This is a genomic window from Scandinavium sp. UTDF21-P1B, assembly GCF_040750395.1.
Lineage (GTDB): Bacteria > Pseudomonadota > Gammaproteobacteria > Enterobacterales > Enterobacteriaceae > Scandinavium.
In genome coordinates this window covers 1-22642 of record NZ_JBFLVD010000012.1, presented here as the reverse complement: position 1 = coordinate 22642, position 22642 = coordinate 1, and the positions used below count along the sequence as shown (strand labels likewise).

The 22642-nt window shown below is 54.7% G+C and carries 16 protein-coding genes and 1 tRNA gene; 8 read left to right on the top strand and 9 right to left on the bottom strand.

Features of this window, described 5'->3' with window-relative positions:
- Positions 1 to 211 precede the first annotated feature (211 nt).
- The 4 genes from AB1287_RS08500 to AB1287_RS08485 all read left to right on the top strand — a co-directional run bounded on the left by AB1287_RS08500 (position 212) and on the right by AB1287_RS08485 (position 6718).
- Positions 212 to 847, top strand: a complete 636-nt coding sequence (locus AB1287_RS08500; RefSeq protein ID WP_435617521.1) for a response regulator — start codon at positions 212 to 214, stop codon at positions 845 to 847.
- The gene (locus AB1287_RS08495; protein ID WP_435617520.1) at positions 834 to 4001 is read left to right on the top strand and encodes an ATP-binding protein; all 3168 of its coding nucleotides are present in this window, start codon (positions 834 to 836) and stop codon (positions 3999 to 4001) included. The genes AB1287_RS08500 and AB1287_RS08495 overlap by 14 nt, the downstream gene beginning before the upstream one ends.
- An 86-nt stretch (positions 4002 to 4087) precedes the next feature.
- A complete protein-coding gene (locus AB1287_RS08490; protein ID WP_312629368.1) occupies positions 4088 to 4519 on the top strand; it encodes a DUF1090 domain-containing protein in 432 nt (143 codons plus the stop codon).
- 120 nt (positions 4520 to 4639) lie between these two features.
- Entirely contained in the window at positions 4640 to 6718 is a 2079-nt protein-coding gene (locus AB1287_RS08485) for a fimbria/pilus outer membrane usher protein (RefSeq protein WP_435617519.1), read from the top strand.
- Between the two features lie 95 nt (positions 6719 to 6813).
- Here the strand turns inward: AB1287_RS08485 and AB1287_RS08480 are convergent, their stop codons facing one another.
- The gene (locus tag AB1287_RS08480) at positions 6814 to 8316 is read right to left on the bottom strand and encodes a helicase HerA-like C-terminal domain-containing protein (RefSeq protein ID WP_435617518.1); all 1503 of its coding nucleotides are present in this window, start codon (positions 8314 to 8316) and stop codon (positions 6814 to 6816) included.
- 136 nt (positions 8317 to 8452) lie between these two features.
- On the opposite strand from AB1287_RS08480, the gene AB1287_RS08475 reads away from it, so the two are divergent.
- Positions 8453 to 10093, top strand: coding sequence for a dihydroxyacetone kinase subunit DhaK (locus AB1287_RS08475; protein WP_435617517.1), 1641 nt, complete (start codon positions 8453 to 8455; stop codon positions 10091 to 10093).
- A 52-nt stretch (positions 10094 to 10145) separates the two neighbouring features.
- On the opposite strand, the gene ridA is transcribed toward AB1287_RS08475, so the two are convergent.
- The 4 genes from ridA to AB1287_RS08455 all read right to left on the bottom strand — a co-directional run bounded on the left by ridA (position 10146) and on the right by AB1287_RS08455 (position 12232).
- Positions 10146 to 10532 carry a 2-iminobutanoate/2-iminopropanoate deaminase gene (gene ridA / locus AB1287_RS08470; protein ID WP_312629374.1) on the bottom strand — a complete coding sequence of 129 codons (387 nt, stop codon included), beginning with the start codon at positions 10530 to 10532 and terminating at the stop codon, positions 10146 to 10148.
- 150 nt (positions 10533 to 10682) lie between these two features.
- A complete protein-coding gene (gene pyrI / locus AB1287_RS08465) occupies positions 10683 to 11144 on the bottom strand; it encodes an aspartate carbamoyltransferase regulatory subunit (protein ID WP_312629376.1) in 462 nt (153 codons plus the stop codon).
- 11 nt (positions 11145 to 11155) lie between these two features.
- A complete protein-coding gene (gene pyrB, locus AB1287_RS08460; RefSeq protein ID WP_435617516.1) occupies positions 11156 to 12091 on the bottom strand; it encodes an aspartate carbamoyltransferase in 936 nt (311 codons plus the stop codon).
- 36 nt (positions 12092 to 12127) lie between these two features.
- Positions 12128 to 12232, bottom strand: coding sequence for a pyrBI operon leader peptide (locus AB1287_RS08455; RefSeq protein ID WP_435617515.1), 105 nt, complete (start codon positions 12230 to 12232; stop codon positions 12128 to 12130).
- A gap of 193 nt (positions 12233 to 12425) precedes the next feature.
- Here AB1287_RS08455 and AB1287_RS08450 point away from each other — a divergent pair, with 193 nt between their 5' ends.
- Positions 12426 to 12884 carry a YhcH/YjgK/YiaL family protein gene (locus AB1287_RS08450; RefSeq protein WP_435617514.1) on the top strand — a complete coding sequence of 153 codons (459 nt, stop codon included), beginning with the start codon at positions 12426 to 12428 and terminating at the stop codon, positions 12882 to 12884.
- A 65-nt stretch (positions 12885 to 12949) separates the two neighbouring features.
- Here the strand turns inward: AB1287_RS08450 and ahr are convergent, their stop codons facing one another.
- Positions 12950 to 13969: an NADPH-dependent aldehyde reductase Ahr gene (ahr, locus tag AB1287_RS08445; protein WP_435617513.1), complete on the bottom strand. Its 1020-nt coding sequence runs from the start codon at positions 13967 to 13969 to the stop codon at positions 12950 to 12952.
- 311 nt (positions 13970 to 14280) lie between these two features.
- On the opposite strand from ahr, the gene AB1287_RS08440 reads away from it, so the two are divergent.
- A tRNA-Leu gene (locus tag AB1287_RS08440) sits at positions 14281 to 14365 on the top strand.
- 188 nt (positions 14366 to 14553) lie between these two features.
- The gene (locus AB1287_RS08435; protein WP_435617512.1) at positions 14554 to 15819 is read left to right on the top strand and encodes a tyrosine-type recombinase/integrase; all 1266 of its coding nucleotides are present in this window, start codon (positions 14554 to 14556) and stop codon (positions 15817 to 15819) included.
- A gap of 305 nt (positions 15820 to 16124) precedes the next feature.
- Here the strand turns inward: AB1287_RS08435 and AB1287_RS08430 are convergent, their stop codons facing one another.
- From AB1287_RS08430 to AB1287_RS08420, 3 genes are read right to left on the bottom strand one after another with little or no spacing between them, the layout of a single operon-like run.
- Complete coding sequence (locus AB1287_RS08430) at positions 16125 to 17279, bottom strand: restriction endonuclease subunit S (protein ID WP_435617511.1); 1155 nt, start codon at positions 17277 to 17279, stop codon at positions 16125 to 16127.
- Complete coding sequence (locus tag AB1287_RS08425; RefSeq protein ID WP_435617510.1) at positions 17272 to 18906, bottom strand: class I SAM-dependent DNA methyltransferase; 1635 nt, start codon at positions 18904 to 18906, stop codon at positions 17272 to 17274. The genes AB1287_RS08430 and AB1287_RS08425 overlap by 8 nt, the downstream gene beginning before the upstream one ends.
- Positions 18900 to 21998 (bottom strand): type I restriction endonuclease subunit R, encoded by a 3099-nt coding sequence (locus AB1287_RS08420; protein ID WP_435617509.1) that lies wholly within the window; start codon positions 21996 to 21998, stop codon positions 18900 to 18902. Before AB1287_RS08420 ends, AB1287_RS08425 begins: the two co-directional genes overlap by 7 nt.
- Between the last annotated feature and the right edge of the window lie 644 nt (positions 21999 to 22642).

The following is a 22642-nucleotide window of genomic DNA, read 5'->3' as shown; positions in this document are numbered from 1 at the left end:
TATATTTCACCAGACGATTAAATTGCTTTTTAACTATTTTGTGATTGTGCCCGTATCAGATAAAACCCATAAATAGAAAAGAATCCTAAAATAAGAATTTTATTTTCTCTCTGATATGTGATGGGGTTAAAATAAGCAACTTATACAGGGGGGCGGGCTGTGTTAGCTGCTCGCGAACATCGTTTTGTTCGCCATCATTGCAGGGAATGTTATGATTTCGATTCTGATAGTGGACGACCATCCGGCTATTTGCTTTGCGCTTAAAGTCATACTGGAAAAAGAAGGGAAGTACGCCGTTGCTATTTCAAATGGCGAAAATCTTCTTGCTCAGATACACCAGCACAGGCCGCAGTTGCTTATTCTCGATCTGGAATTAAGCCATGCCGATGGCCTTGATTTATTGCCCCGTGTGAATCAGCATTTTCCTGAGTTGAAAGTTTTGATATTTACCAGCCAGCCCGCAGGCTTATATGCCCTGCGTACGCTTCAGGCCGGTGCCAGCGGATTTATTAATAAAAATATGTCGCTGGAGCACGTCGAGCCGCTTTGTCAGCTGATTGCAGAGGGTTATCAGTGCTTTCCTGAGGGCGTTCTTCATCGCGCTGGTATCGTACAGGAGCATCGCAGCGACCCTGACAATATGCTGTCGCTGTTGTCCGATCGCGAAATCGCGGTACTGAATTTTTTAAAGCAGGGCAAAAGCAATATGGAGATTGCCGGCCTGCTGTCGCTCAGCAATAAAACCATCAGTACCTACAAAACGCGTATGCTGCAAAAGTGCGGCTGCGACGATCTCAGCCAGCTTATCGACATGATGGCTGCGGAGGATCGCCGTGAGGATCGCTAGCTGGTTGCTGCTGCTGATTTTCACCTTTAACGCCCATGTCGCCCAGGCGAATGAGGCGCTAAAGCTGCTGGCCCGCAGCCAGGAAGTGCTGGCCGATCCGGGGCTGACGCCGGGTGAGTGGCGCTGGGTACGTGAACATCGCAAGCTCCGCCTTGCCGTCTGGCGCCCCATGTCACCACCCTACGACATTACTACCGGGCTGAACGACTATGGCGGTATTAACGCCGACTTTTTAGGGCTGACGGCGGACAGCCTCGGCCTGGAAATCGACGTCATCCGCTACCCGGACTATGCTGCCGCGCTGGCCGCTCTGCGGGAGAGAAAGGCGGATTTTATCGCCCAGGCGGGAGAGAACCAGCGTCAGGACGGCCTGTTGCTGAGTACGCCCTACAGTCCGAACGAGGCGGTTGAGGTGGTTAACACTGACGCCCCGCGCGACGAAGCACCCGTCAAAATTGCCGTCGCATCGACCTATGACGGCGCGCAGGTACTGGCGCGCTACCCAAACGCACAGATCGTCAGCTTCTATTCCGCCCGGCACGCGCTGGAGGCGCTGGCCTTTCGTCAGATAGATCTCTTCTTCTGCGATGAGATCACTGCCCGCTATCTGGTCAGCCAGTCCAACCTGAGCAATCTGCGTATTCGTTCCCTTACCCGGCCTTATCCGACTCAGGGTTTCTCTTTTGCGGTGATGCCAGAAAGTAAAATCTGGATTACGGTGCTGAATAAGGTGCTGAAGGCCGTGCCCGAGAGCGCCGGTGTGGAAATTCACCGCCGCTGGAACGGCGGCATTCCGCTGTCCCTCAGCGAGCAGCAGCCGGTTTATACCTCGCTAGAGCGTAAATGGATTCAGGAGCATAACCGCATTCGCGTGGCGGTAGCGCAGGACAACGGGCCGGTGGCCTGGTTCGATGAATCCGGCCAGCTGCGGGGCATTATTGCCGATATTCTGACGGCGCTGCGGCTGCGCACCGGCCTGGTTTTTGAGATACAGCGCTATCCGGGGCAGCGCGCAGCGCTGGCGGCGGTCAAAGAAGGCAAGGCTGACCTCGTGGCGGGTGGCGTTCAGGACGATATCTGGCGGGCCGATCTGATCACCACCCGCACTTGGCTGTATAACTCCTGGGTGATGGTGGGCCGCCGGACGCATGCTCAGGCTGCGCTGAACCGGGCCGTCGTCAGCCTTGACGGCCAGTCGCCGGATGCCTGGCTGCGTCAGCAAAGCGCAGAGCTGAACCTCAAAGCCGCCTCCTGGCGGCAGGGACTCGAACGCGTTGTGCGGGGGGAAAGCGATATGATGACCATGCCGCTTATCGTCGCCAATACCCTGCTCGACGGGAAGGAATACCCCTCGTTACACATCCTGGCGAGCATTGATATTGATCCGATGCGCTACTCTTTCGGCGCTTCCCGGCAGTCCTGGCCGCTCATCACCATCCTCAACAAAGCGCTGATTAACATTCCGCCGGAGGATCTGCATGCCCTTACCCGGGGTGGCAGCGCAGGCAACGGCTTCACGGCGGTGTCGGCACCCTCAACGTCGGGTGGGTTACTGCTGCTCCTTTGTAGCGCTGTGATGCTGCTGTTGGTGCCCATCGTCTGGTTCTGTCGTCGTCAGCAGCGGCTCATGAAGATGCTGCGCGAGGCGAAGCGCCACGCCGATGAGGCCAGCCAGGCAAAAAGCGCTTTCCTGATAACCATGAGCCATGAAATCCGCACACCGGTGAGCGCCATTCTCGGCATGCTTGAGCTGGTGATGAAACGGCCGGGAGACGCGCAGCAGAACGCGCGCTCGGTGCAGGTGGCGTGGGATGCCGCCCAGTCTCTGCTGCTGCTGATCGGCAATATTCTCGACGTCTCACGCATTGAGGCGGGCCGCCTGGTGCTGCGCCCGGAACGCGTCGCGCTGCGGGGGCTGATTGAGGAGGCGGCCCTGCTGTTTGAGGGGATGGCCAGTCGGAAGGGGCTGACATTCGTGCTGGAAATTGACGCTGATATTCAGGGAGACGTACTGGCGGATCGCAGCCGCCTGCGGCAGATCCTCGTCAACCTGGCGGGTAATGCCATCAAGTACACCGATCGCGGGCAGGTCACCCTGCGGGTGGAGTCAGCGGGAAGAGAGGATGACTACCAGCTGCTGCGCATGGACGTTGAGGATACCGGCCCGGGCATTGATGACGTCACCCGAGAGCGGCTGTTCCAGCCCTTTGTACAGGGCGACGATCGCCATGTGGCACAGGGCAGCGGAATGGGGCTGTACATCTGTCGCAGCCTTGCGCAGATGATGGGAGGCAGCGTGGTATTGCACAGCGAACCAGGCAAAGGCACGCGAGTGACGGTGATGCTCAGGCTACCTCTCATGGCTGCTCTGACGTCGCCTGGACCTCAACCGCAGGAAGAAAAGCACAGTGGCCCTCTCAGCGTGCTGGTGGTCGACGATAACCCGGCGGGTAGGATGCTGCTGATTGAGCAACTGCGCTGGTTAGGCCATCGGGCAAGCGGAGCGGAAACGTCCGCACAGGCGCTGGCAAGCGTGGAGGCCTGGCAGCCGGATGCGATCATCACCGACTGCAATATGCCCGGAATGAACGGCTTCGAGCTGGTCAGTCTGCTTGTTGCACGCTGGCCTGAAATAGCCATTTATGGCGTGACCGCCGATGCCCGTGACGTGGTGCGTGAGGCGGGACGGAAGGCGGGGATGCGCGACTGCTTGTTTAAGCCCATAACGCTCAGCGTACTGTCAGGTCTGCTCGGCAGCGTCACGGCACCAGAACCTGCCGTGCCGACGTTTTCGTGGTCTGGCGAACCCGACCTCCCCCCGGCGCTGCTGGAGGGCGAGAACCTGAACGTTTTCCTTTCGCTACAGCTTTCCGTTCTTGATGAAACTCTTCATCAGCTGACCCGCTGGCATCACGACCAGGAGACGCCGCTGCGCGAAACGCTGCATAAGCTACGCGGTGGCATCCAGTTGCTGGGGGTTGATGGGCTGCTGGCGCTTTGCGAGGCCCAGGAGCAGGCACCCAATAGCGAAGGTATCCACCGTCTTGAAGCGCAAATACGCCAACTACGGGCCATGCTGATCCAGTGGCGTGAAACAGGGCTACAGCCGCAACGGACCGTCCTACAGCGCGATGAAGATGGGTCTGTATCGTAATGACATGCCGAACGCGATTATTCTTTTGGTCGCAGGAAACAGCCGCGGCTTCAGCTGCGGTGAGGCATTCATTAAGGAGATAGACAATGAAAAAATTAGTATCTGTTCTGGCTGTAGTAGCTTCCGTTGGTATGTTCGCTTCTGCTTCTGCCCACGCGGCAGAAACCTGCGCGCAGAAAGAAGCTGCGCTGCAGAAAGAAATCCGTATCGCTCAGCAGTTCGGCAACACCTACAAAGTTGCATCGCTGAAAAAAGCGCTGGCAGAAGTGAAAGCACACTGCACCAACGCAAGCGTGCTGGCCGATGCTCAGAAAAAAGTCACCAAGCTTGAGAAGAAAGTCGCGGAAAAACGCGAAGATGTGGCTGAAGTTCAGGCCGATCTGCGCGAAGCTAAAGCGAAAGGCGACGCGAAGAAAATCGCTAAATACCAGAAAAAACTGGTCGAAAAGCAGGCTGACCTGCGTGAAGTACAGCAGGAGCTGAGCGCAGCTCGCGCCGACCTGGCTTCCCTGAAATAAGTCATCAGTGATGGCTGTTGCGGGCAGGATGCAATGCGTCCTGCCCGCATTGTCATGTCCGCTACTGTGCTCTTCCGGATAGTCATCATTCTGCTGCAGTTGCTTTCAGCACGGGCAGCCATGGCCAGTGAAAGTACCTGGATAATATTCAACAACACCTACAAGGGTGCTATTTCGCTTGATATTCGGGAGGGATTTCCCTGCCTGACGCGGCCGCTTCTTCAGGAGTGGGGCGTGCGGGCGAACGTACTCGACAAACTTCAGTGGGATGCCCGCGCCTGTCTGACCCCACAGTCCGCCGAAACCTTTTCCTTTCAGTACTGGTATCGCCCGGAGGCGCATCTGTTGACGCTGCTGTTTCCTGAGGAGGCGATCAATCCTCAGCAGAACGGCGTCAGCACCAGCCGCTGGGATGACGGTATCAATGCGCTGTTCGTAAACTACCGGCTGAACGCTGATAACCAGCGGGCGCGCTACAGCTGGGAAAGCTCGGGCACGGAGGCGCAGCTGAGCCTGGAGAACGGTGTCAATGTGGGGCCGTGGCGTCTACGCTATCAGAACACCTTCTGGCGTGAAAGGGACGGTGACCATGGCTCCTGGACCGACAGCGCTTCGCTATGGCGCAATATTACGGCTCTGCGCTCGCGGCTTACCTTTGGCGATGGCTTTACCACCGGTTCACTCTTTGACAGCATTCCTTATCGCGGCATTTCCCTTGCCAGCAATGAGTCCATGTATCCTGACAGCTGGCGTCCCTACGCGCCGGTGATTAACGGCTATGCGCGCACCGAGGCGGAGGTCACCATTCACCAGAACGGCGAACGTGTTTATCGTATTCACGTTCCGCCGGGCCCCTTTACCCTGCGTGACTTCTACCCTCCCGATGCCCAGGGCAATCTGGAGCTGACTATCCAGGAGAGCGATGGAACGGAACGTACCCGCCAGTTACCCTATTCGATCATGCCGAATCTGGTGAAGCATGGCTATTTCAGCTACGAGCTGGCGGCGGGCCGCTACAAGCCATCGCGCCTCGATGACAAGGGTCGGGCTCGTTTCTGGCAGGGCACGCTTTCCAGGGGCGTCCTTCCGCACGTGACGGTTTTTGGCGGCCTTCAGCAGTCGGAAAACTACCAGAGCGAAGTGCTGGGGCTGGGGGGAAATATGGGGATGTGGGGCGCGGCGTCGGCGGATGTCAGTTTCGCCAGCTACGCCCAGTCGCACGAGCGTTATCGCGGTAGCGTCTGGCGGCTACGCTATGCGAAAGCCTTCTTCCGCACCGAAACCAGCCTTAACGCTCAGCTCCAGTGGTACCCTCGTGGAAGCCGGTATCGTTCGCTGGAGGAGAGGCTGGCTCAGTCGCAATGGCAGGCCTTTGGCATGGATGACGACGTAACGGAGAGGATAGTCGGCGGCCAGGTGGAGCTGACGCAGAATTTTGGTGAGGATTCGAACCTGAGCCTTTCCTGGAACTGGCTCAAATCACGCCAGTCGACCGCCGACAGAAACAGTATTTCTCTCAGTATGAACAGCAGCTGGGACGAGGTGGATCTGTCGGTATACGCCGGCTATGAGCGCAGCGGCGGCGAAGTGCCGGAGAGTTCGCTGGGCATTAACATCAGCGTTCCGTTCAGCTTCGGCGGCCACAGCAGCAATGTTGCCCTGGTTTCCGACCTGGCGAGCCGCGACAAAAATAGCCACGGGGTGAACGTTTACGGCTCGGCGCTGGACGATTTCAGCCTGCGCTATGATGCCACCGTCGGGCATACCGAACACGGCGACGACAGCCTGGCCGCCAGCCTTGGATACCAGTACAACGCAGGGGAGATGAACCTGAGCCTGAACCGCAGCGGCAACCGGCGCGATTATCACGCAGACGTGAGTGGTAGCGTGCTGGTACACGACGAAGGTATAGCCTTTGGGCAGACCCTCGGCAGCACGGCGGCCCTGGTACAGGTACCGGATACGCCGGGCGTCTCTTTCTACAACCAGTTTGGTTCCACCACTAACGCCCATGGCGATCTGCTGGTCAGCTACATGACGCCGTGGCGGGTGAACCGTGTGACCGCCGACAGCTTCAGCCTGCCGGAGAGTGCGCATCTGGACGTGGATGAACTGGAAACTGTCCCTGGCGACGGCGCGATCATCAGGCTGCGCTTTCCGACCAACGGCGAAGTCGCCGATTCCACTCCGGCGCAGTAACGAATAGCGTGAAGCCTGTACTACAGCGCCTTTATCTTTTTTCGTACAACGGCATGGGAACGCCGGGCAGCGATATCGACGCCCGGCGTTGGGGATCAGCGTCTGCGGCCGCCCATCAGGCTGCCGAGTACGCCGCGAATAATCTGATTGGTTATCTGTCGCGTGGCGCTTTTCGCCATGGTTTGCACGACGCCGTCGCGCTTACCGCCGCGCGGACCGGTAGTGCCGAACAAAATGTCCTTCAGGCCGCCGAGTACGCCGCCGTCCACTTCTGCCGTTTCGCCTTTGGTCGGTGGTGCGTTCTGTGCCTCGGTGGTCTGCTGAACGCCTTTCTGTAATTTCTCATACGCCGACTCTCTGTCGACAGCATCTTCATACTTGCCATACAGCAGGGAGTTATTGATAAGGCCGTTGCGTTCGTCGTCCGTGACCGGCCCCATACGCGAGCTTGGGGCAATCACCATCGCCCGCTCAACCACGGAAGGGCTGCCTTTTTCATCAAGAAACGACACCAGTGCTTCGCCTGTGCCGAGTTCCTGAATGGCTTTTTCGGTATCAAATGCCGGATTGGCGCGCATGGTTTGGGCGGCAGTTTTCACCGCCTTCTGATCTTTCGGCGTGAACGCGCGCAGGGCATGCTGCACGCGGTTGCCAAGCTGGCCCAGCACGTTATCGGGAATATCAGAAGGGTTTTGCGAAACGAAATAGACCCCGACGGCCTTGGAGCGAATAAGGCGAATCACCTGCTCGATTTTATCCAGCAGCACCTGCGGCGCGTCGCTGAACAGCAGATGCGCCTCATCGAAGAAGAACACCAGCTTTGGCTTCTCAAGGTCTCCAGCTTCCGGTAACTGTTCATACAGCTCCGACAGCATCCACAGCAGGCTTGCGGCATACAGCTTTGGCATCTGATACAGCTTTTCAGCGCTGAGAATGTTGATGATGCCTTTGCCGTTGCTGTCGGTTTTCATCCAGTCTTTGATGTCGAGCATCGGTTCGCCGAAGAAGTGCTCTGCGCCCTGTTGCTCCAGCGTCAGCAGGCCGCGCTGGATAGCGCCCACCGATGCCGGGCTGATATTGCCGTACTGATTCTGGAACGATTTGGCGTTATCGCCGATGTACTGAGTGATGGCGCGCAGATCTTTAAAATCGAGCAGCAGCAGGCCCTGATCGTCGGCGATGCGAAAGATAATGTTCAGCACGCCAGACTGGACCTCATTGAGATTGAGAAGACGCGAGAGCAGCAGCGGGCCAAGGTCAGACACGGTAGCGCGCACCGGATGGCCTTTCTCACCGAAAATATCCCACACCACGACAGGGTTTGCATGCGGCTGCCAGTCGGTGACGCCGATTTTGCTGAGCCGCTCCATGAGCTTCTCTGAGGCTTGCCCTTCCTTCGCCACGCCCGTCAGATCGCCTTTCACGTCCGCCATAAAGACCGGTACGCCAATCTCTGAGAACGATTCGGCCATCTTTTGCAGGGTGACGGTTTTCCCGGTCCCCGTTGCGCCGGTAATTAGTCCGTGGCGGTTCGCCATACCGGGCAGTAAATTGAGTTGTAGATCCTTTGTGCGGGCAATCAGCAGCGGTGAGCTCATGGGTTTTCCTCCGTTTATCCTGCGTCGAGTATAGGCCAAAGTGACGGAAAATTTGCTCAGGGAATTCCGGACTTTGCGGCGTAATACGCAAGGTGACCTATGCTTTTGCATACGTATTTCAAATGGGTGGAAGGTAATGTCCAGATTCTTCTTTAATGACCGCAAACAGCTGGTCAACGATGCCGTAGAAGGCATAGTGTTATCCGCGCCGCACGGCAACCTGGTTCGCTTAGACATTGACCCGGCCATTCGCGTGATTGCCCGCGGAGACTGGGATAAAAGCCGGGTGGCGGTGATTTCCGGCGGCGGCTCCGGTCATGAACCTGCACACGCCGGGTTTGTCGGCAAAGGGATGCTCACGGCGGCGGTGTGCGGCGACCTGTTTGCCTCGCCGAGCGTTGATGCGGTGCTGAACGCCATTGTGGCGGTAACGGGCGATCGCGGCTGCCTGCTGATCGTCAAAAACTACACCGGTGACCGGCTGAACTTTGGCCTGGCGGCAGAAAAAGCCAAGCGCTATGGCCTGAAGGTAGAGATGGTGATTGTTGCCGACGACATCGCGTTGCCGGACAACAAGCAGCCGCGCGGCATTGCGGGCACCGCGCTGGTGCATAAAATTGCGGGCTACGCCGCCGAACAGGGAAAAACGCTTAACGAGGTGCGCCATATTGCGCAGCAGGCGTGCGACAGCGTGTACAGCCTCGGCGTGGCGATGGAGAGCTGTAATCTCCCGGGCAGCGACGACGAAGCCGGGCGCATCAAGCCGGGGCATATCGAACTTGGGCTTGGCATTCACGGCGAGCCGGGCGCGTCGGTGGTCGAAAGCCATAACAGTAAAGCTATTATCGACAAGCTGGTGGCGGCGCTGAAAGCCAAAGCGGGCGACGCAAAAGTGGCGGTGCTCATCAACAACCTTGGCGGCGTATCGGCGCTGGAGATGGCGCTGCTGACCAAAGAGCTGGCGCATTCGGCGCTGAAGGAGCAGATTGGCTGGCTGATTGGCCCTGCCGCGCTGGTCAGCTCACTGGATATGAAAGGCTTCTCGCTTTCGGTTCTGAAGCTCACGCCCGCATTTGAGCAGGCGTTGCAGGCCGAAGTTGAAACCATCGGCTGGCAAAAACCGGTGGCGTTCGCACCGTTGAAAACACTGAAGCACGGCAAAATTCACGACAGCGTCGACACCACGCCGTCTGACAATGCACAGGTGAAAGCGCTGGTATTGAGCACGACGCAGACGTTAATCGACCTCGAAAACCGCCTCAACGCGCTGGATGCGAAAGTAGGCGACGGCGATACCGGCTCGACCTTTGCGGAAGGCGCGCGGGATATTGTGCAGCTCCTGAACGCGGGCAAACTCCCGCTTAACGACAGCGCGCAGCTCATGCAGCTTGTTGGCGAGCGGCTGGCAACGGTCATGGGCGGGTCGAGCGGCGTTCTCATGTCGATTTTCTTCACCGCTGCGGGCCAGGCCGTGCACGAAGGTAAAACGCTGCCCGATGCGCTGCTGAAAGGTCTGCAACAGATGAAGCACTACGGCGGGGCGGGTCTCGGTGACCGAACCCTTATCGATGCGCTGCAACCGGCGCTGGAAGCGCTACGGGATCAGAACCTGAATGCGGCAATCGAAGCGGCGAAAACGGGGGCCGAGAGTACGGCGAGAATGCAAAAAGCGGGAGCAGGGCGTTCTTCGTATGTGAGTAAGGAGAACCTGGACGGCGTGACCGATCCTGGGGCGGTTGCGGTGGCAGAGGTGTTTGCGGCGCTGAAAAAGGTCTGAAGGAGGATGCCCTCTGTCGCCGTCAGGCGAAGAGGGCTGAATGAAGAGGAAATCAGCGACGAACAGCGATCGCTTCGATTTCAATCTTCACATCTTTCGGCAGGCGAGCCACTTCCACGCAGGAGCGCGCCGGGAAGGTCGCTTTGTGCTCGGTGAAGAACGCCTCATAAGTGGCGTTAACGGTTGCGAAATCGTTCAGATCTTTCACGAACACGGTAGTCTTCACGATATCGCCTACTTTCAGGCCAGCGGATTCAACGATCGCCTGCACGTTTTCCAGCGACTGACGTGCCTGCGCGGCAACGTCGGCCGGTACTTCGCCGGTTTTTGGGTTAACCGGGATCTGACCGGAAGTGATGATCATACTGCCCAGATCGACGCCCTGAACGTAAGGGCCAATAGCGGCTGGTGCATTTTCCGTCGCGAGTACTTTAGACATGTTATCTCCTGAATATACTCGTCATACTTCGGGCTGTAGGTGAGTGGCTTTGCCGCCGTCCTACAACCCGAATTATTTAGAGTATAAAAGTAATGGGTTTTATAGGGACCCGGCCATTATAGGGAGGCCGGGATCCATTACCAACCTCAATTAGTTGGCCAGCACCACATAATGAGAAAACTCTTTTTCGCAGTATTTGCATTTGAGTGCGATGTCATCAGCGCGTTTTTTCACTGCAAAACTGGAGTAAACCGGCTCAGCATGACTGATGCAGTTGCTGTTCGGGCAGACCAGCACGCCATCGATGCGCTCCGGCAGGCTCGGGCGTGATTTACCCACCACTTCATACTCGTCGATGCGGTTTACCGTTGCGTGCGGGGCATACAGCGAAAGCTGGTTAACCTGTTCGTCGGTCAGGAAGGTATTTTCAATTTTAATCAGGTCCTTACGACCCATTTCGCCCGACGGCAGGTTCAGGCCGATGGTGATGCGTTGATCGGTTTCGGTCAGTTTGAACAGGGTGAGGAGCTTAAAGCCGACCTGCGCCGGAATATGGTCAATCACCGTGCCGCGTTTAATGGCTTCAACCTGAAGTTTGTTATCGTGTGTCATCATTTTTCCCCTTACAGTGCCAGGTCGCTGTTCAGAACCAGCGCCAGCAGAGCCTGGCGCGCGAAGATGCCGTTGCCCGCCTGCTGGAAATACCAGGCGTGTGGCGTTTTATCGACGTCGGTGGTGATTTCATCAATGCGCGGCAGCGGATGCAGGACCTTCATGTTGCTGCGCGCGCCTTCCAGATCCGCAGCGCGCAGGACAAACTGCGCCTTCACGTTGGCGTATTCGGACGGATCCAGACGCTCTTTCTGCACGCGGGTCATGTACAGAATGTCCACCTCTGCCATCACCTCTTCGATGGTGCCGTGCAGGCTCCAGGCAATGCCTTTTTCGTCCAGCATATCCAGGATGTACTGCGGCATGGCCAGCGCGTCCGGGGCGATAAAGTAAAAACGGTTGCCGTTAAATTTCGCCAGCGCCTGGGTCAGCGAATGGACGGTGCGGCCATATTTCAGGTCGCCGACCATCGCGATGCTGAGGTTTTCCAGGCGACCCTGGGTTTCCTGGATGGTGAACAGATCCAGCAGCGTCTGGGTCGGATGCTGGTTCGCCCCGTCGCCCGCGTTAAGTATCGGAATGCCGCCGGAAAACTCCGTGGCCAGACGCGCCGCGCCTTCCTGCGGGTGGCGCATCACGATGGCGTCGACGTAGGTGCTGATAACGGAGATGGTATCCGCCAGGGTTTCGCCTTTTTTGCCCAGTGACGTATTGGCGCTGTCGGAGAATCCGACGACGCTTGCGCCCAGGCGGTGCATCGAGGTTTCAAACGACAGACGGGTGCGGGTAGAGGCTTCAAAGAAGCAGCTGGCGATCACCTTATGCTTCAGCAGCTCTGGCTGCGGATGCGCCTTCAGCTTGGCGGCAGTTGCCAGCACCAGTTCGAGGTCTTCGCGGCTGAGATCGTTTATGGAAATGATATGTTTTTGATATAGCGGGTTAGCCATGTTTATCTCCTGACGCCTGGGCAAAAAAAAAGCCCCTTAAAAAAGGGGCTTCTTGAATTCGGGAATGCAACGGAAGAAAAACGGCAGACCAGCGTCAGTTTTCAGACGCGGTAAGACAGAATGTCGTACGCAGTTGACCATGCTTCCTCCCGGCAAAACGGCTGGCATTATACGCAGTTGGCTGCGGGGATCAAGGGGTTCATGCACAGAAAGGAAATCGTTTGCCTGCGGAAAGGTGCGTCAGGGCAAATATCCACAAAAAAGCGATGGTATGGCAGCGGGTTTGGGCGTATAAAACAAAAAATGAAACGTTGTTTTATATTTAGAGGGTTTTATGATCGCCGGAAATATTCATCATCTTCATATTCATAGCTGGCTGCCATCTGAGCTGCGCCAGGCTATTGACCATGTCAAAGCACACGTTACGGACGCCACGCCGCTGGGCAAGCACGATATCGACGGCAACCGCCTGTTTTATCTGATTTCAGAAGACAGCACCGAACCGTTTGCCGATCGCCGCGCCGAGTATCACGCGAAGTATCTGGATATCCAGATTGTCCTGAAAGGCCAGGAAGGGATGACCTTCAGCACTCAGCCTGCGGGCAAGCCGGACACCGACTGGCTGTCGGACAAAGACATCGCCTTTTTGCCGGAGGGCGTGCAGGAAAAAACCGTGGTGCTGAGCGAAGGGGATTTTGTAGTGTTCTACCCGGGCGAAGTGCATAAGCCATTATGCGCCGTCGGGAAACCGGCGAAGGTACGCAAGGCCGTGGTGAAAATGCTGGCGGAGTGAGTGTGTACTTACTTTCTTTGCTGGGAGGCAAAGTAAGAGGGCATCAGACGATGCCCTTTTTCACATCAAAAATCCGCCTTCAGCACCACGCGATAGCGCGCCTTGCCTTCGCGCACATGCTTCAGCGCATCGTTGATTTTCGACATCGGGAACAGTTCCGTCGTTGGGGCCACTTTCGCGCGCCCGGCAAACTTCATCAGCTTACGCAGCTCAGCCGGGTTGCCCGTTGCCGAACCGGAGATGCTGCGGTCGCCGCCGATAAGCGTAAACGCAGGCACCTGTAATGGCTTCATCACCGCGCCGACGGTGTGGAAGTTGCCGCCGTAGGCCAGCGCTTCGAAGTACGGCTGCCAGTCAAGGTCAACCGCCACGGTGTTGATGATGAGATCGAACTGCCCGGCCAGCGCCTTCAGCGCTTGCGGATCGCGGCTGTTAACCACGCGGTCTGCACCCATCGCCAGCACTTCTTTCTCTTTCGCCGGGTTTGAGCTGAATGCTGTGACTTCCGCACCCATTGCACGCAGTAGCTTGATGGCAATATGCCCCAGCCCGCCGATGCCGATCACGCCGACGCGGCTGGTGGCGGTGACGTTGTTAATCAGCAGCGGCTTGAACACCGTAATGCCGCCGCACAGCAGCGGGCCTGCGGATTCGATATCGATGCTTTCCGGCAGCGGAATGACCCACTGCCAGTCGGCGCGCAGCTTATCGGCAAAGCCGCCGCGGTTCATGATGGTGGGTAGCGAGCCTTCCAGGCAGTTGATCTGATTGCCGCTGATGCAGGCATCGCAGTGCCCGCAGCTGCGTGCCGTCCAGCCCACGCCCACGCGCTGGCCGACTTTCAGGCCCTTGCTTTGCGCCGCAGAGCCCAGCGCCGCCACGCGACCAATAATTTCGTGCCCCGCAACCAGCGGATAGCTCGACATGCCCCATTCGTTGTCGATCATCGACAGGTCAGAATGGCAAATCCCGCAGTAATCCACCTGAACTTCCACGTCTTCCGGCAGCAGTTCGCCCGCGTCGTATTCCCACACTTCCAGGTCTGCCCCCGCCTGCTTCGCGGCGTAGCTTTTAATAATGGACATCGCACTTCCCTCACTATGGTCTTGAACAGGAAGTGTAGAGCATGCCACCGGGCGGCGCTTGGCAGAACGGGGCGGGAAGTTGTGATTTTCGTGGGTGGGGAGGGGGGAATATTTGGCACGGTGTTTAACCCTTCGTTCCTTAGGGGGAGGGGCTGGGGTGAGGAGGGAAAGACGTAGTGCTGATATACCTGAATTCATTCACAAACCTCATTGCCGAAATTTTCAACACTTAGCAGATGCCGTCTGAGACGCAGCTTGCAAGCCACCGTATGACAGGTATAATCCAACACGTTTCCGCATCACCCTTCCGTGCCGGAGTGGCGAAATCGGTAGACGCAGTTGATTCAAAATCAACCGTAGAAATACGTGCCGGTTCGAGTCCGGCCTTCGGCACCATCGGAACATCAATAGACGTCAACGGACGTCTTTTTTTGTGCCTGAAATCCAGTATCTGCAAGGCTTTCCTCGCTTTTTCACTCAACCTGATTCAATCTACATCAACTTACAGATGCGGGTACAACTGCGGGTATTTCCCGGTTCGATAATGTTTGTACCCACACAAAACCCTTGAAAGGATACTCATCATGGCTCTGAGTGATGTGAAGGTTCGTTCGGCTAAGCCTGAAGCAAAAGCCTATAAGCTGACCGACGGTGAAGGCATGGTTTTGCTGGTTCACCCTAACGGTTCCAAATACTGGCGGCTACGTTATCGCTTTGGCGGCAAAGAGAAGATGCTGGCGTTGGGGAAATACCCCGAAGTGTCGTTGGCGGATGCCAGGGCACGCCGGGATGACGCCCGTAAGCTGTTAGCTAATGGCGTGGATCCCAGTGAAAACAAGAAAGCCGTTAAGGTAGAGCAGGAGCAAGAGGCAATAACGTTTGAAGTGGTTGCCAGAGACTGGCACGCCAGCAATCAAAAGTGGTCGACATCGCATAGCGCTCGTGTATTTAAAAGTCTCGAAGATAATCTCTTTGCTGCCATTGGTAAGCGGAACATTGCAGAACTGAAAACGCGAGACCTACTTGTACCCATCAAAGCAGTCGAGTCATCCGGACGCCTTGAAGTCGCCGCCCGTTTACAACAGCGTACTACCGCGATTATGCGCTTTGCTGTGCAGAGCGGCTTAATCGATTACAACCCCGCGCAGGAGATTGCCGGTGCGGTTGCTACGGCGAAAAGAAAGCACCGTGCGGCTCTGGATCTTGAACGCATTCCCGAATTACTTCACCGCATTGATCATTACTCTGGTAGGCCATTAACCCGCTTAGCCGTGGAGCTTACATTGTTAGTTTTTATCCGCTCAAGCGAGTTGCGCTTTGCTCGCTGGTCAGAAGTGGATTTTGAAACGGCCATGTGGACGATTCCTGGTGAGCGTGAACCGTTGGAAGGTGTTAAACATTCGCAGCGTGGCTCGAAAATGAAGACTCCTCATCTTGTTCCCTTGTCGCGTCAAGCCCTCTCCATCTTGGAAAAGATTAAAAGCATGAGTGGAAATCGAGAGCTGATTTTTGTGGGCGATCACGATCCACGTAAGCCGATGAGTGAGAACACGGTGAACAAGGCTTTGAGAGTGATGGGCTATGACACGAAAACGGAAGTTTGTGGGCATGGTTTCAGGACGATGGCGTGTAGTTCACTTATTGAATCAGGATTGTGGTCGAGGGATGCAGTGGAACGGCAGATGAGCCATCAGGAGCGTAACTCTGTGCGGGCAGCATACATTCATAAGGCGGAACATCTTGGGGAGCGTAGGCTGATGCTGCAGTGGTGGGCTGATTATTTGGATGCGAATATGCAAGAAGTTATCTCTCCCTTTGACTATTCCAAAACTAACAATCCATTGAGATAAGTTGGAACGAACCACTTCATCAATATTCATTTTAAATAAGACACTTCCACCAAGGGAAACCAATATACCTTAAATCGCCGGGATATTCATAATGATGTATATCCCGGCGATTTACTTAACCGGGGTGACTGTCTAATCATAGTGAAAAGTAAGATCTTTGATGATGGTTATAGGTTGTTGGGTGTTGTAATAATAAATACCGGTAAATGCGGGTGATATCCGATCAGAAATGGATGGCAAGATTTTGATTGTTGTGAGTGAGGCGCAGTATGAATCTGGGCTGCGCCTCGCAAAACACGTTAGGATTATTTGACCGTGACCTGCCCGTTCATAAGCAAGGGGAGGAGCCAGTCGCGGAGTTTAATTAAATCCTGATTTTCAAGGCTACGCGCAAAAATCATTTTATTGTATTCTGAAACAATATCATCATATCGTTTCAGTAATCCGGGTTCTGGGCAAACGACTTGCAGTGAATGCAAATCATCTTTTGTCATGGAACCAAATGTTGTCCCTTCCGCATTTCGACGATCAAATATTTGTTTGAAATACTTCATCACGTAGAATAAAAAGCCATCTGAGTGGCTTTTGCTGTTTAATGCCGCAAGCCCTCGCCCAATACAACAATCGGTATTGGCAATATTCATATCACCAACTGGCGCACGAACGCTGAGTAAAATATCACCTTTTGTCGCCATTCTTGCGGGTGATGTTGTGTACTGACGAGGAGTTGGGAAAAGCCAACCAAAGTCCGTTGAACCCTGGAAAAATAGCGTTCCGATTCCATCTTCGTTATAAGACTCACCAGCTGGAGACTGCCCCATTGTGATATTCGCTATTTGAGACAGCGTGTTAACCACCCACCCTACCGGAACTTCCCGTTTCAGCGTGGCGTTATATACCATCTTCCCGCCGGAAGTTTTATACGGTTTTCCGTTGGCATCAGGGAAATCGAACTGTACAAACCAGTAGTCATACAGCGTTTTCGCCATTGCTTCCAGTTCGGCGTTGATGCGGTTGTTGAGGGCGATTTTTTCGTCGACTGACTCAAGAGCTTCACGTATTTTTATTTGTGATGTCAAATCTTCTATGGCTGGAACAGCCATTTCATGAAGTTCATTTCTATTTACGCCAGGTACAGCACTTTTATCAGAGGTACGAATTCTCCCTAAACAGCTTAATAGATAAAAAATATATTTGGGGTCATTGCCTTTGAAGTCCTGCACGTACAGCGCGGTATTATGCGGCCAATACTCGTCCTCAACATAATACATTTCACCCAAGGTGCCGTATCGCCCGGTTACAACGCCCGGTCCCTCTACTTTATATTCGTTGTGCCATCCAGACACCCCGGCAGAACTTATTACCGGGTACGGGCCTGCTATCCTGACTTTTTCAGGTAAATCATATCCCCTCTTGAGAGTAATCAAATCTCCCAATCGTCTGAACGAGACCTTACTCATACTTCAGCCCTGCCATCTGCTTCTTAATCTCCGCTTCCAGCTCGCGCGACTGGCTAAACAAACTCTCAAGATCCTCCGTAAACCCTTTCATCTTCGCGGCAAACTGTTCCGGCGTCATATCGGTGTATTCAATTTTCACATCAAAATACTGCCCGGCGCTGAACGAGTAATTTTTCCCGGCGATCTCGTCATAGCTGACTACCACCGAGAAATCCTCTTCGCTCCACTTGTTGTTGAACACTTCGCAGATGCGCTGCTCTTCTTCTTCGGTCAGTACCGTTTTCTGGTTTTTGCCGTCTTTGACCTTTTCACCTAAATTCGAGGCGTCGATCAGCACCACTTTCTCTTTGTTACTGGCGTCAATAAACAGGATCGACACGTTGGTGCCGGTGGTGGCGAAGATATTCGACGGCATGGAGACCACGCCCGCCAACATCCTGTTTTTCACCAGATGTTCACGAATCCCTTTATCAATGCCTGACTGTGCGGTGATAAAGCCAGTCGGCACCACGACCGCCGCCTTGCCACCCGGTTTCAGCGAGAAAATGATGTGTTGCAGGAACAACTGGTAAATTTCCATTTTGTCCCTGGCTTTGGCTTTGATTTTCGGTATCCCGGCAAAGAAACGCTGCTGGTTTTCCTTGCTGTCGAGATCGTCGCGGAAATCGCTGAAATCCATCTTGAACGGCGGGTTGGAGACAATGTAGTCAAAGCGTTTCAGCGCGCTGCCGTCCTTGTGGAACGGATGCAAAATGGTGTTGCCCTGAATAACGTTAGGGATCGAATGCACCAGATTGTTGAGGATCAGGTTCAGGCGCAGCAGGCTGGAGGATTTCTGCGAGATATCCTGGGCAAAGATGCTGCAACGATCTTCCCCGATGGCATGCGCCACGTTCATCAGCAAAGTGCCGGAACCGGCGGACGGGTCGTAACAGCTTACGTTACGCACCACGCCCTGCTGCGCTTTCGGCACCAGGATTTCCGCCATGATGCGCGCCACGGCGTGGGGGGTGTAGTATTCCGCGTATTTGCCGCCGGAGTTGCTGTTGTAGTCTTTGATCAGGTATTCAAAGATGGTGGCGTAGAAGTCGAATTTCTGCGTGAAGATGCGTTCAAAGCTGAAATCGGCCAGTTTGTTGATAATGGCGCGGCAGAAGTCGTCGCGCTTTGATTCGTCGGCGATGTACTGGCTGAGGCGTTCAAACAGCACCACTTTCGCGCCGCCGTCGGTTTTGACCGCGAAGACGTCGTTGTTGGTGGCGGCGATGTCCATCAGGGTGTCGTCAAAGGTGGTGGCGAAATTGGCCTCATTTTGACGGTTGTATAAATACTGAATGAAGTGATGCGGTTTCAGACGCGCGGTGTCGGCGCTCATCTTCAGTTGCAGCTTGTCACGCTGTTCCTCACTCATCTGATTAAGCGCGACTTCCCATTTTTCGGCGCTGGCGATGCTTTTATCCACCTTTTTGGCTTCAAAGGCGAATTTGTCGTTCAGGAATTTGTACAGGAATGCCTGCGTGATGATTTTGAATTCGTTACCGTCGTTGCCCAGACCGTAGTTCGCACAGATGCTTTTCAGGCTGTCGATCAGGGTTTTGGTTTTGTCTCTAAATTCCAGTTCTACCACGTACGTGCTCCGGTATGAAATTCGTTCAGGTATTCCGCCACAATCAGGCGGTTGATGTCGCCAGCCGCTTTTGCACTGAGGGTGATGTGCTGCTGTTGTTCAAAGTGGTCAAGCACACATGACACAATCTGGCGCTCAAAGTAGCTTTCATTGTTCAGTATCTGGCTGTTGTTCAGCACTTTTTCATCCGCATCCAGCTTAACGCCAAGCAGTGCTTCGAAGATTTTACGCTCCGGCTCGTTCAGGCCGCCGCGTTCGCGCAGGCGTTTGTGGGTACGCGCGTATTTCACGTCGCCCCGGTATTTCTGGCGCAGCAGGTTGTTCTGGCGGTTCAGCTCTTTGATGCGGTCATGAATTTTATTGAGTGTGCCGATATTCGCAACCATTTCTTGCTGGGTGACTTCGCTGAGTTTCTTTTTCTTAAACAGGCGCTCCAGTTCGTCTTTCAGGCTGACGAACTGCGGGTCCTGCTGGTCGAAGTTGGCTGCCAGCGCCTCGCGGGTACGGCGCAGCGTCTCTTTCAGTTCGTCAGCCAGCACAAGTTCTTCTTCGCCCACTTTGTGGAATTCAAAGATCACCTCTTCCAGCGCCCGGTTCAGCAGGCCGGAGAGGTCGACACCTTGCTCCAGATCCGCTTTCAGGTTGAGTAAGTCGAGGCGGTGGCTGGCTTCGCGGTAGAGGATGTTGAGTTTGTTGAAGTCCAGCGCCTGAAGAAATTCGGTGTTACCCTGAAGGCGGATCAGGTTGTACAGGCTGCGGGCGTCGGCCAGCGCGTTTTTCAGCGCCAGCGCGGTTTCCCGGTCCTGGATCTGGTTTATCTGGTCTGTGAAGACTTCTGCGTTTTCCGTATCGAAGCTGAACAGAACGTCTTTGATATGCTCTATTTCTTCACGGATCTCTTCCGCCGATTTGAACAGGCGAGAGTAGTGCTCCATTTCGTCGCCCAGCTCGGCCTGTAGTTCTTCGAAGTAGGCTTTGTTGGTGGCGTCAAATTCCTGGCGGATGTCGGCAAAGTCCACCACGTAGCCGTAACGGAAGTGGTTGTAGGTTCGGTTGACGCGGGTCAGCGCCTGGAGCAGGTTGTGCTTTCTGATCACCCGCCCGAGGTAGAGTTTTTTCAGCCGTTTGGCATCAAAGCCGGTGAGTAGCATATTATAGACGAACAGTAGATCAATCTCGCCCGCTTTGAATTGCTCCACCCACTCTTTGCGTTCCTGCTTGCTGCCGATGTCGTGCAGGATCAGGGCGGCGCGTTTGATTTTTCGTGTTTCTTTGGCGTGGATCTGGTAAACGGCAGCGGGTTCTGCGGCCTGTAATACAGACATTTCGTCGGTGACTTCATCGGCGACGGTGTGCGATTCGGCGTAGCTGGCGTTGAACAATTCAAACATCTCTTTGGCCTGTTCAGAGCTGTCACATATCACCATGCCGCCGATTGTGTCATCATTCAGCGCGCCCCGGCTTTTGGCAAAGTCGGTGACGATGTAGTTCAGCATCGGTTTGACGAAGCTGGGATGGGCGTAGATGTATTTGCGATCTACATCGCCCATTCTGACTTCTACGTCTTTTAGCACCTGTTGCAGGATCATCCGGTAGTTGGTGGCGATCTCTTCACGGATCAGGCGCAGCGTGTAGCCATCGGCAATGGAAGCGTTGTAGTAGTATTTGTGGATATAGTCGCCGAAAAGGTCGCGGGAGTTATAGTCCGTTCCCAGCAGGGGCGTACCGGTAAGGCCAATTTTGATGGCGTTGGTGTCCGACTGGCTTAAGTTTGCCAGGAAGCTACCTTTGGGGTTGTAGCTGCGGTGGACTTCATCGAGGAAGTACACGCGCTGAATGTTGATGTCGTAGTCCTTGGTAGTGACTACGTCAGGATCATCGTGGAATTTCTGGATGTTGACGACGGTAATTTCCGCTTTGCCGTGGTGGTTGTGCAATGCCTGCGTCGCTTTGATATCGCGGGTGAAGTCTTCGCGCGAGTCGATAAGATGAACGATTAAGCCACGGGCGGAAAATTCACGCTGCGCCTGCTGGAGCAGATCCAGACGGTCAACAATAAAGTAGAATTTTGGGATCACCTGCTGATTCTGGAAGTAATCCGTCAGGAAGCGCACGTTGTAATAAGCCAGCGCGGTTTTCCCGCTGCCTTGGGTGTGCCAGATAATGCCTTTTTTCACGCCTGCGTGGAGTTTGCGCTCAATCGCTTTGGTGGCAAAGAGCTGCGGGTAGCGCATGATGTGTTTCTGGATGCCGCCCGGTTCGGCGACGTACACCAGCGCATAGCGCAGGATAAATGCCAACCGATCCCGACTCAACAGCGCGGTGCAGAGGCGGTTGGTGGGGCGGTTGTGATCTTTGTTGGTCTGAAATTCCGGATTGGTGCGGATTACTTCCAGGTTGTTGTCTTTCAGGACGGCGATTTCGGTTTCTTCTGACAGAGGTTTCAGTAAGTTAGTCAGGTTGAAGAGTTCTTCTTCGCGGAAGTAGTTGAATACCGGGTTGCTGTAAGAGCTGCTGGCGTAGAATGCCCCCTGAATCGGCTCCGGGTCGCTGTCGTCATACTCCATGTTGTTGGAGAAGATCATGAACTGGGTGATATTGGCGAAGCGTTTGAATTTGGGGTTCTTAAAGCGTTCGTTGATGCGGTTGCGTTCTGCGACTATACCTTCGCGGTTGTTGGGTTTTTTTACTTCGATAAAGATCAGTGGCATGCCATTGATCAGTAGTGTGATGTCCGGGCGGAACTCTTCATCGCCGTTTTCGCAGGTCAGTTCGGTGACGACATGGAAGCTGTTGTTGTTGAAGTTATCGAAGTCTATCAGTTTGATGCCGGAACGATCGCTGAGTTTTTCGAAGAAGGCGCGGCCCAGGTCGTCGTTGTCGAGAAGCAGCGTGAGGTCTTTTAACAGGCGCCCGATGTCGCCGGGCGCAATTCCGGGGTTAATTCTGCCAACTGCAGCGGTGAAAAGGTCAGGAAAGATGTTGGTTTCTTTGTCCCAGTGTTGTTCTTTCAGAGACAGGTAGCGGTAGCCCAGCCGTATCAGGTGGAGGATGACGGGAATTTTTACCCGGGTGTCTTCGGTGAATTTCATCGTGTTCCCTGTTTTTGATATTTATCACGTCTCAGGCCATGCGGTACTCCACAACCCCGAACGGCTGGCAACAATGTTTGTTCAATTTGTATCTATGTTACACGTTCTCTGTTAACTGCCGGAGTACATTTGTCGCGCTTTACTGAAAATGATAACCACCGTGCTAGGCTCTGAAATTTTTCGTGAAAATCAAGAATGGTTGCAAAGTTGCGTATCCAGCTCTGACCGATCATGTTTTCGCTTGGAACGTCGATCGGCGGTTCGCTAGGAATCAACGCTCATGTCAGGCCAGAATACGCCGCTAAGGCAGAAGAACAGTAGCCGGTTCTGGTTCTGCACAATTCACTCAGATAACTGGTGAAGTCACAGATGGCGCAGACTAAAGCTCTGCACGGCACGAACCTCTAGTTCGGTGAAACCATCCACAAATGTCGCTCAACCTGCGAATTCGGGTTGTAGTGGATCAGTAATTTAGGACGTTCAGGCAGTACATCCACCTACTGGCGGGTAAGCTGAATCGTTATCAGTCTCAGCCACTATGCTGAATAGCCACGGGTTTAACAGACACCTCGGAGTCATTTAAGATGACTTAAAGAGAGGTGCCCATGAGCGGTAAACGTTATCCCGAAGAGTTTAAAATTGAA

Coding starts and splice junctions, on each gene's coding strand:
- AB1287_RS08430 (WP_435617511.1), bottom strand. CDS start 17,279: ATGAGTAAGGTCTCGTTCAGACGATTGGGAGATTTGATTACTCTCAAG.
- AB1287_RS08450 (WP_435617514.1), top strand. CDS start 12,426: ATGATCGCCGGAAATATTCATCATCTTCATATTCATAGCTGGCTGCCA.
- AB1287_RS08435 (WP_435617512.1), top strand. CDS start 14,554: ATGGCTCTGAGTGATGTGAAGGTTCGTTCGGCTAAGCCTGAAGCAAAA.
- AB1287_RS08420 (WP_435617509.1), bottom strand. CDS start 21,998: ATGAAATTCACCGAAGACACCCGGGTAAAAATTCCCGTCATCCTCCAC.
- ridA (WP_312629374.1), bottom strand. CDS start 10,532: ATGTCTAAAGTACTCGCGACGGAAAATGCACCAGCCGCTATTGGCCCT.
- AB1287_RS08485 (WP_435617519.1), top strand. CDS start 4,640: ATGGCCAGTGAAAGTACCTGGATAATATTCAACAACACCTACAAGGGT.
- ahr (WP_435617513.1), bottom strand. CDS start 13,969: ATGTCCATTATTAAAAGCTACGCCGCGAAGCAGGCGGGGGCAGACCTG.
- AB1287_RS08490 (WP_312629368.1), top strand. CDS start 4,088: ATGAAAAAATTAGTATCTGTTCTGGCTGTAGTAGCTTCCGTTGGTATG.
- pyrB (WP_435617516.1), bottom strand. CDS start 12,091: ATGGCTAACCCGCTATATCAAAAACATATCATTTCCATAAACGATCTC.
- AB1287_RS08455 (WP_435617515.1), bottom strand. CDS start 12,232: ATGGTCAACTGCGTACGACATTCTGTCTTACCGCGTCTGAAAACTGAC.
- AB1287_RS08475 (WP_435617517.1), top strand. CDS start 8,453: ATGTCCAGATTCTTCTTTAATGACCGCAAACAGCTGGTCAACGATGCC.
- pyrI (WP_312629376.1), bottom strand. CDS start 11,144: ATGACACACGATAACAAACTTCAGGTTGAAGCCATTAAACGCGGCACG.
- AB1287_RS08480 (WP_435617518.1), bottom strand. CDS start 8,316: ATGAGCTCACCGCTGCTGATTGCCCGCACAAAGGATCTACAACTCAAT.
- AB1287_RS08500 (WP_435617521.1), top strand. CDS start 212: ATGATTTCGATTCTGATAGTGGACGACCATCCGGCTATTTGCTTTGCG.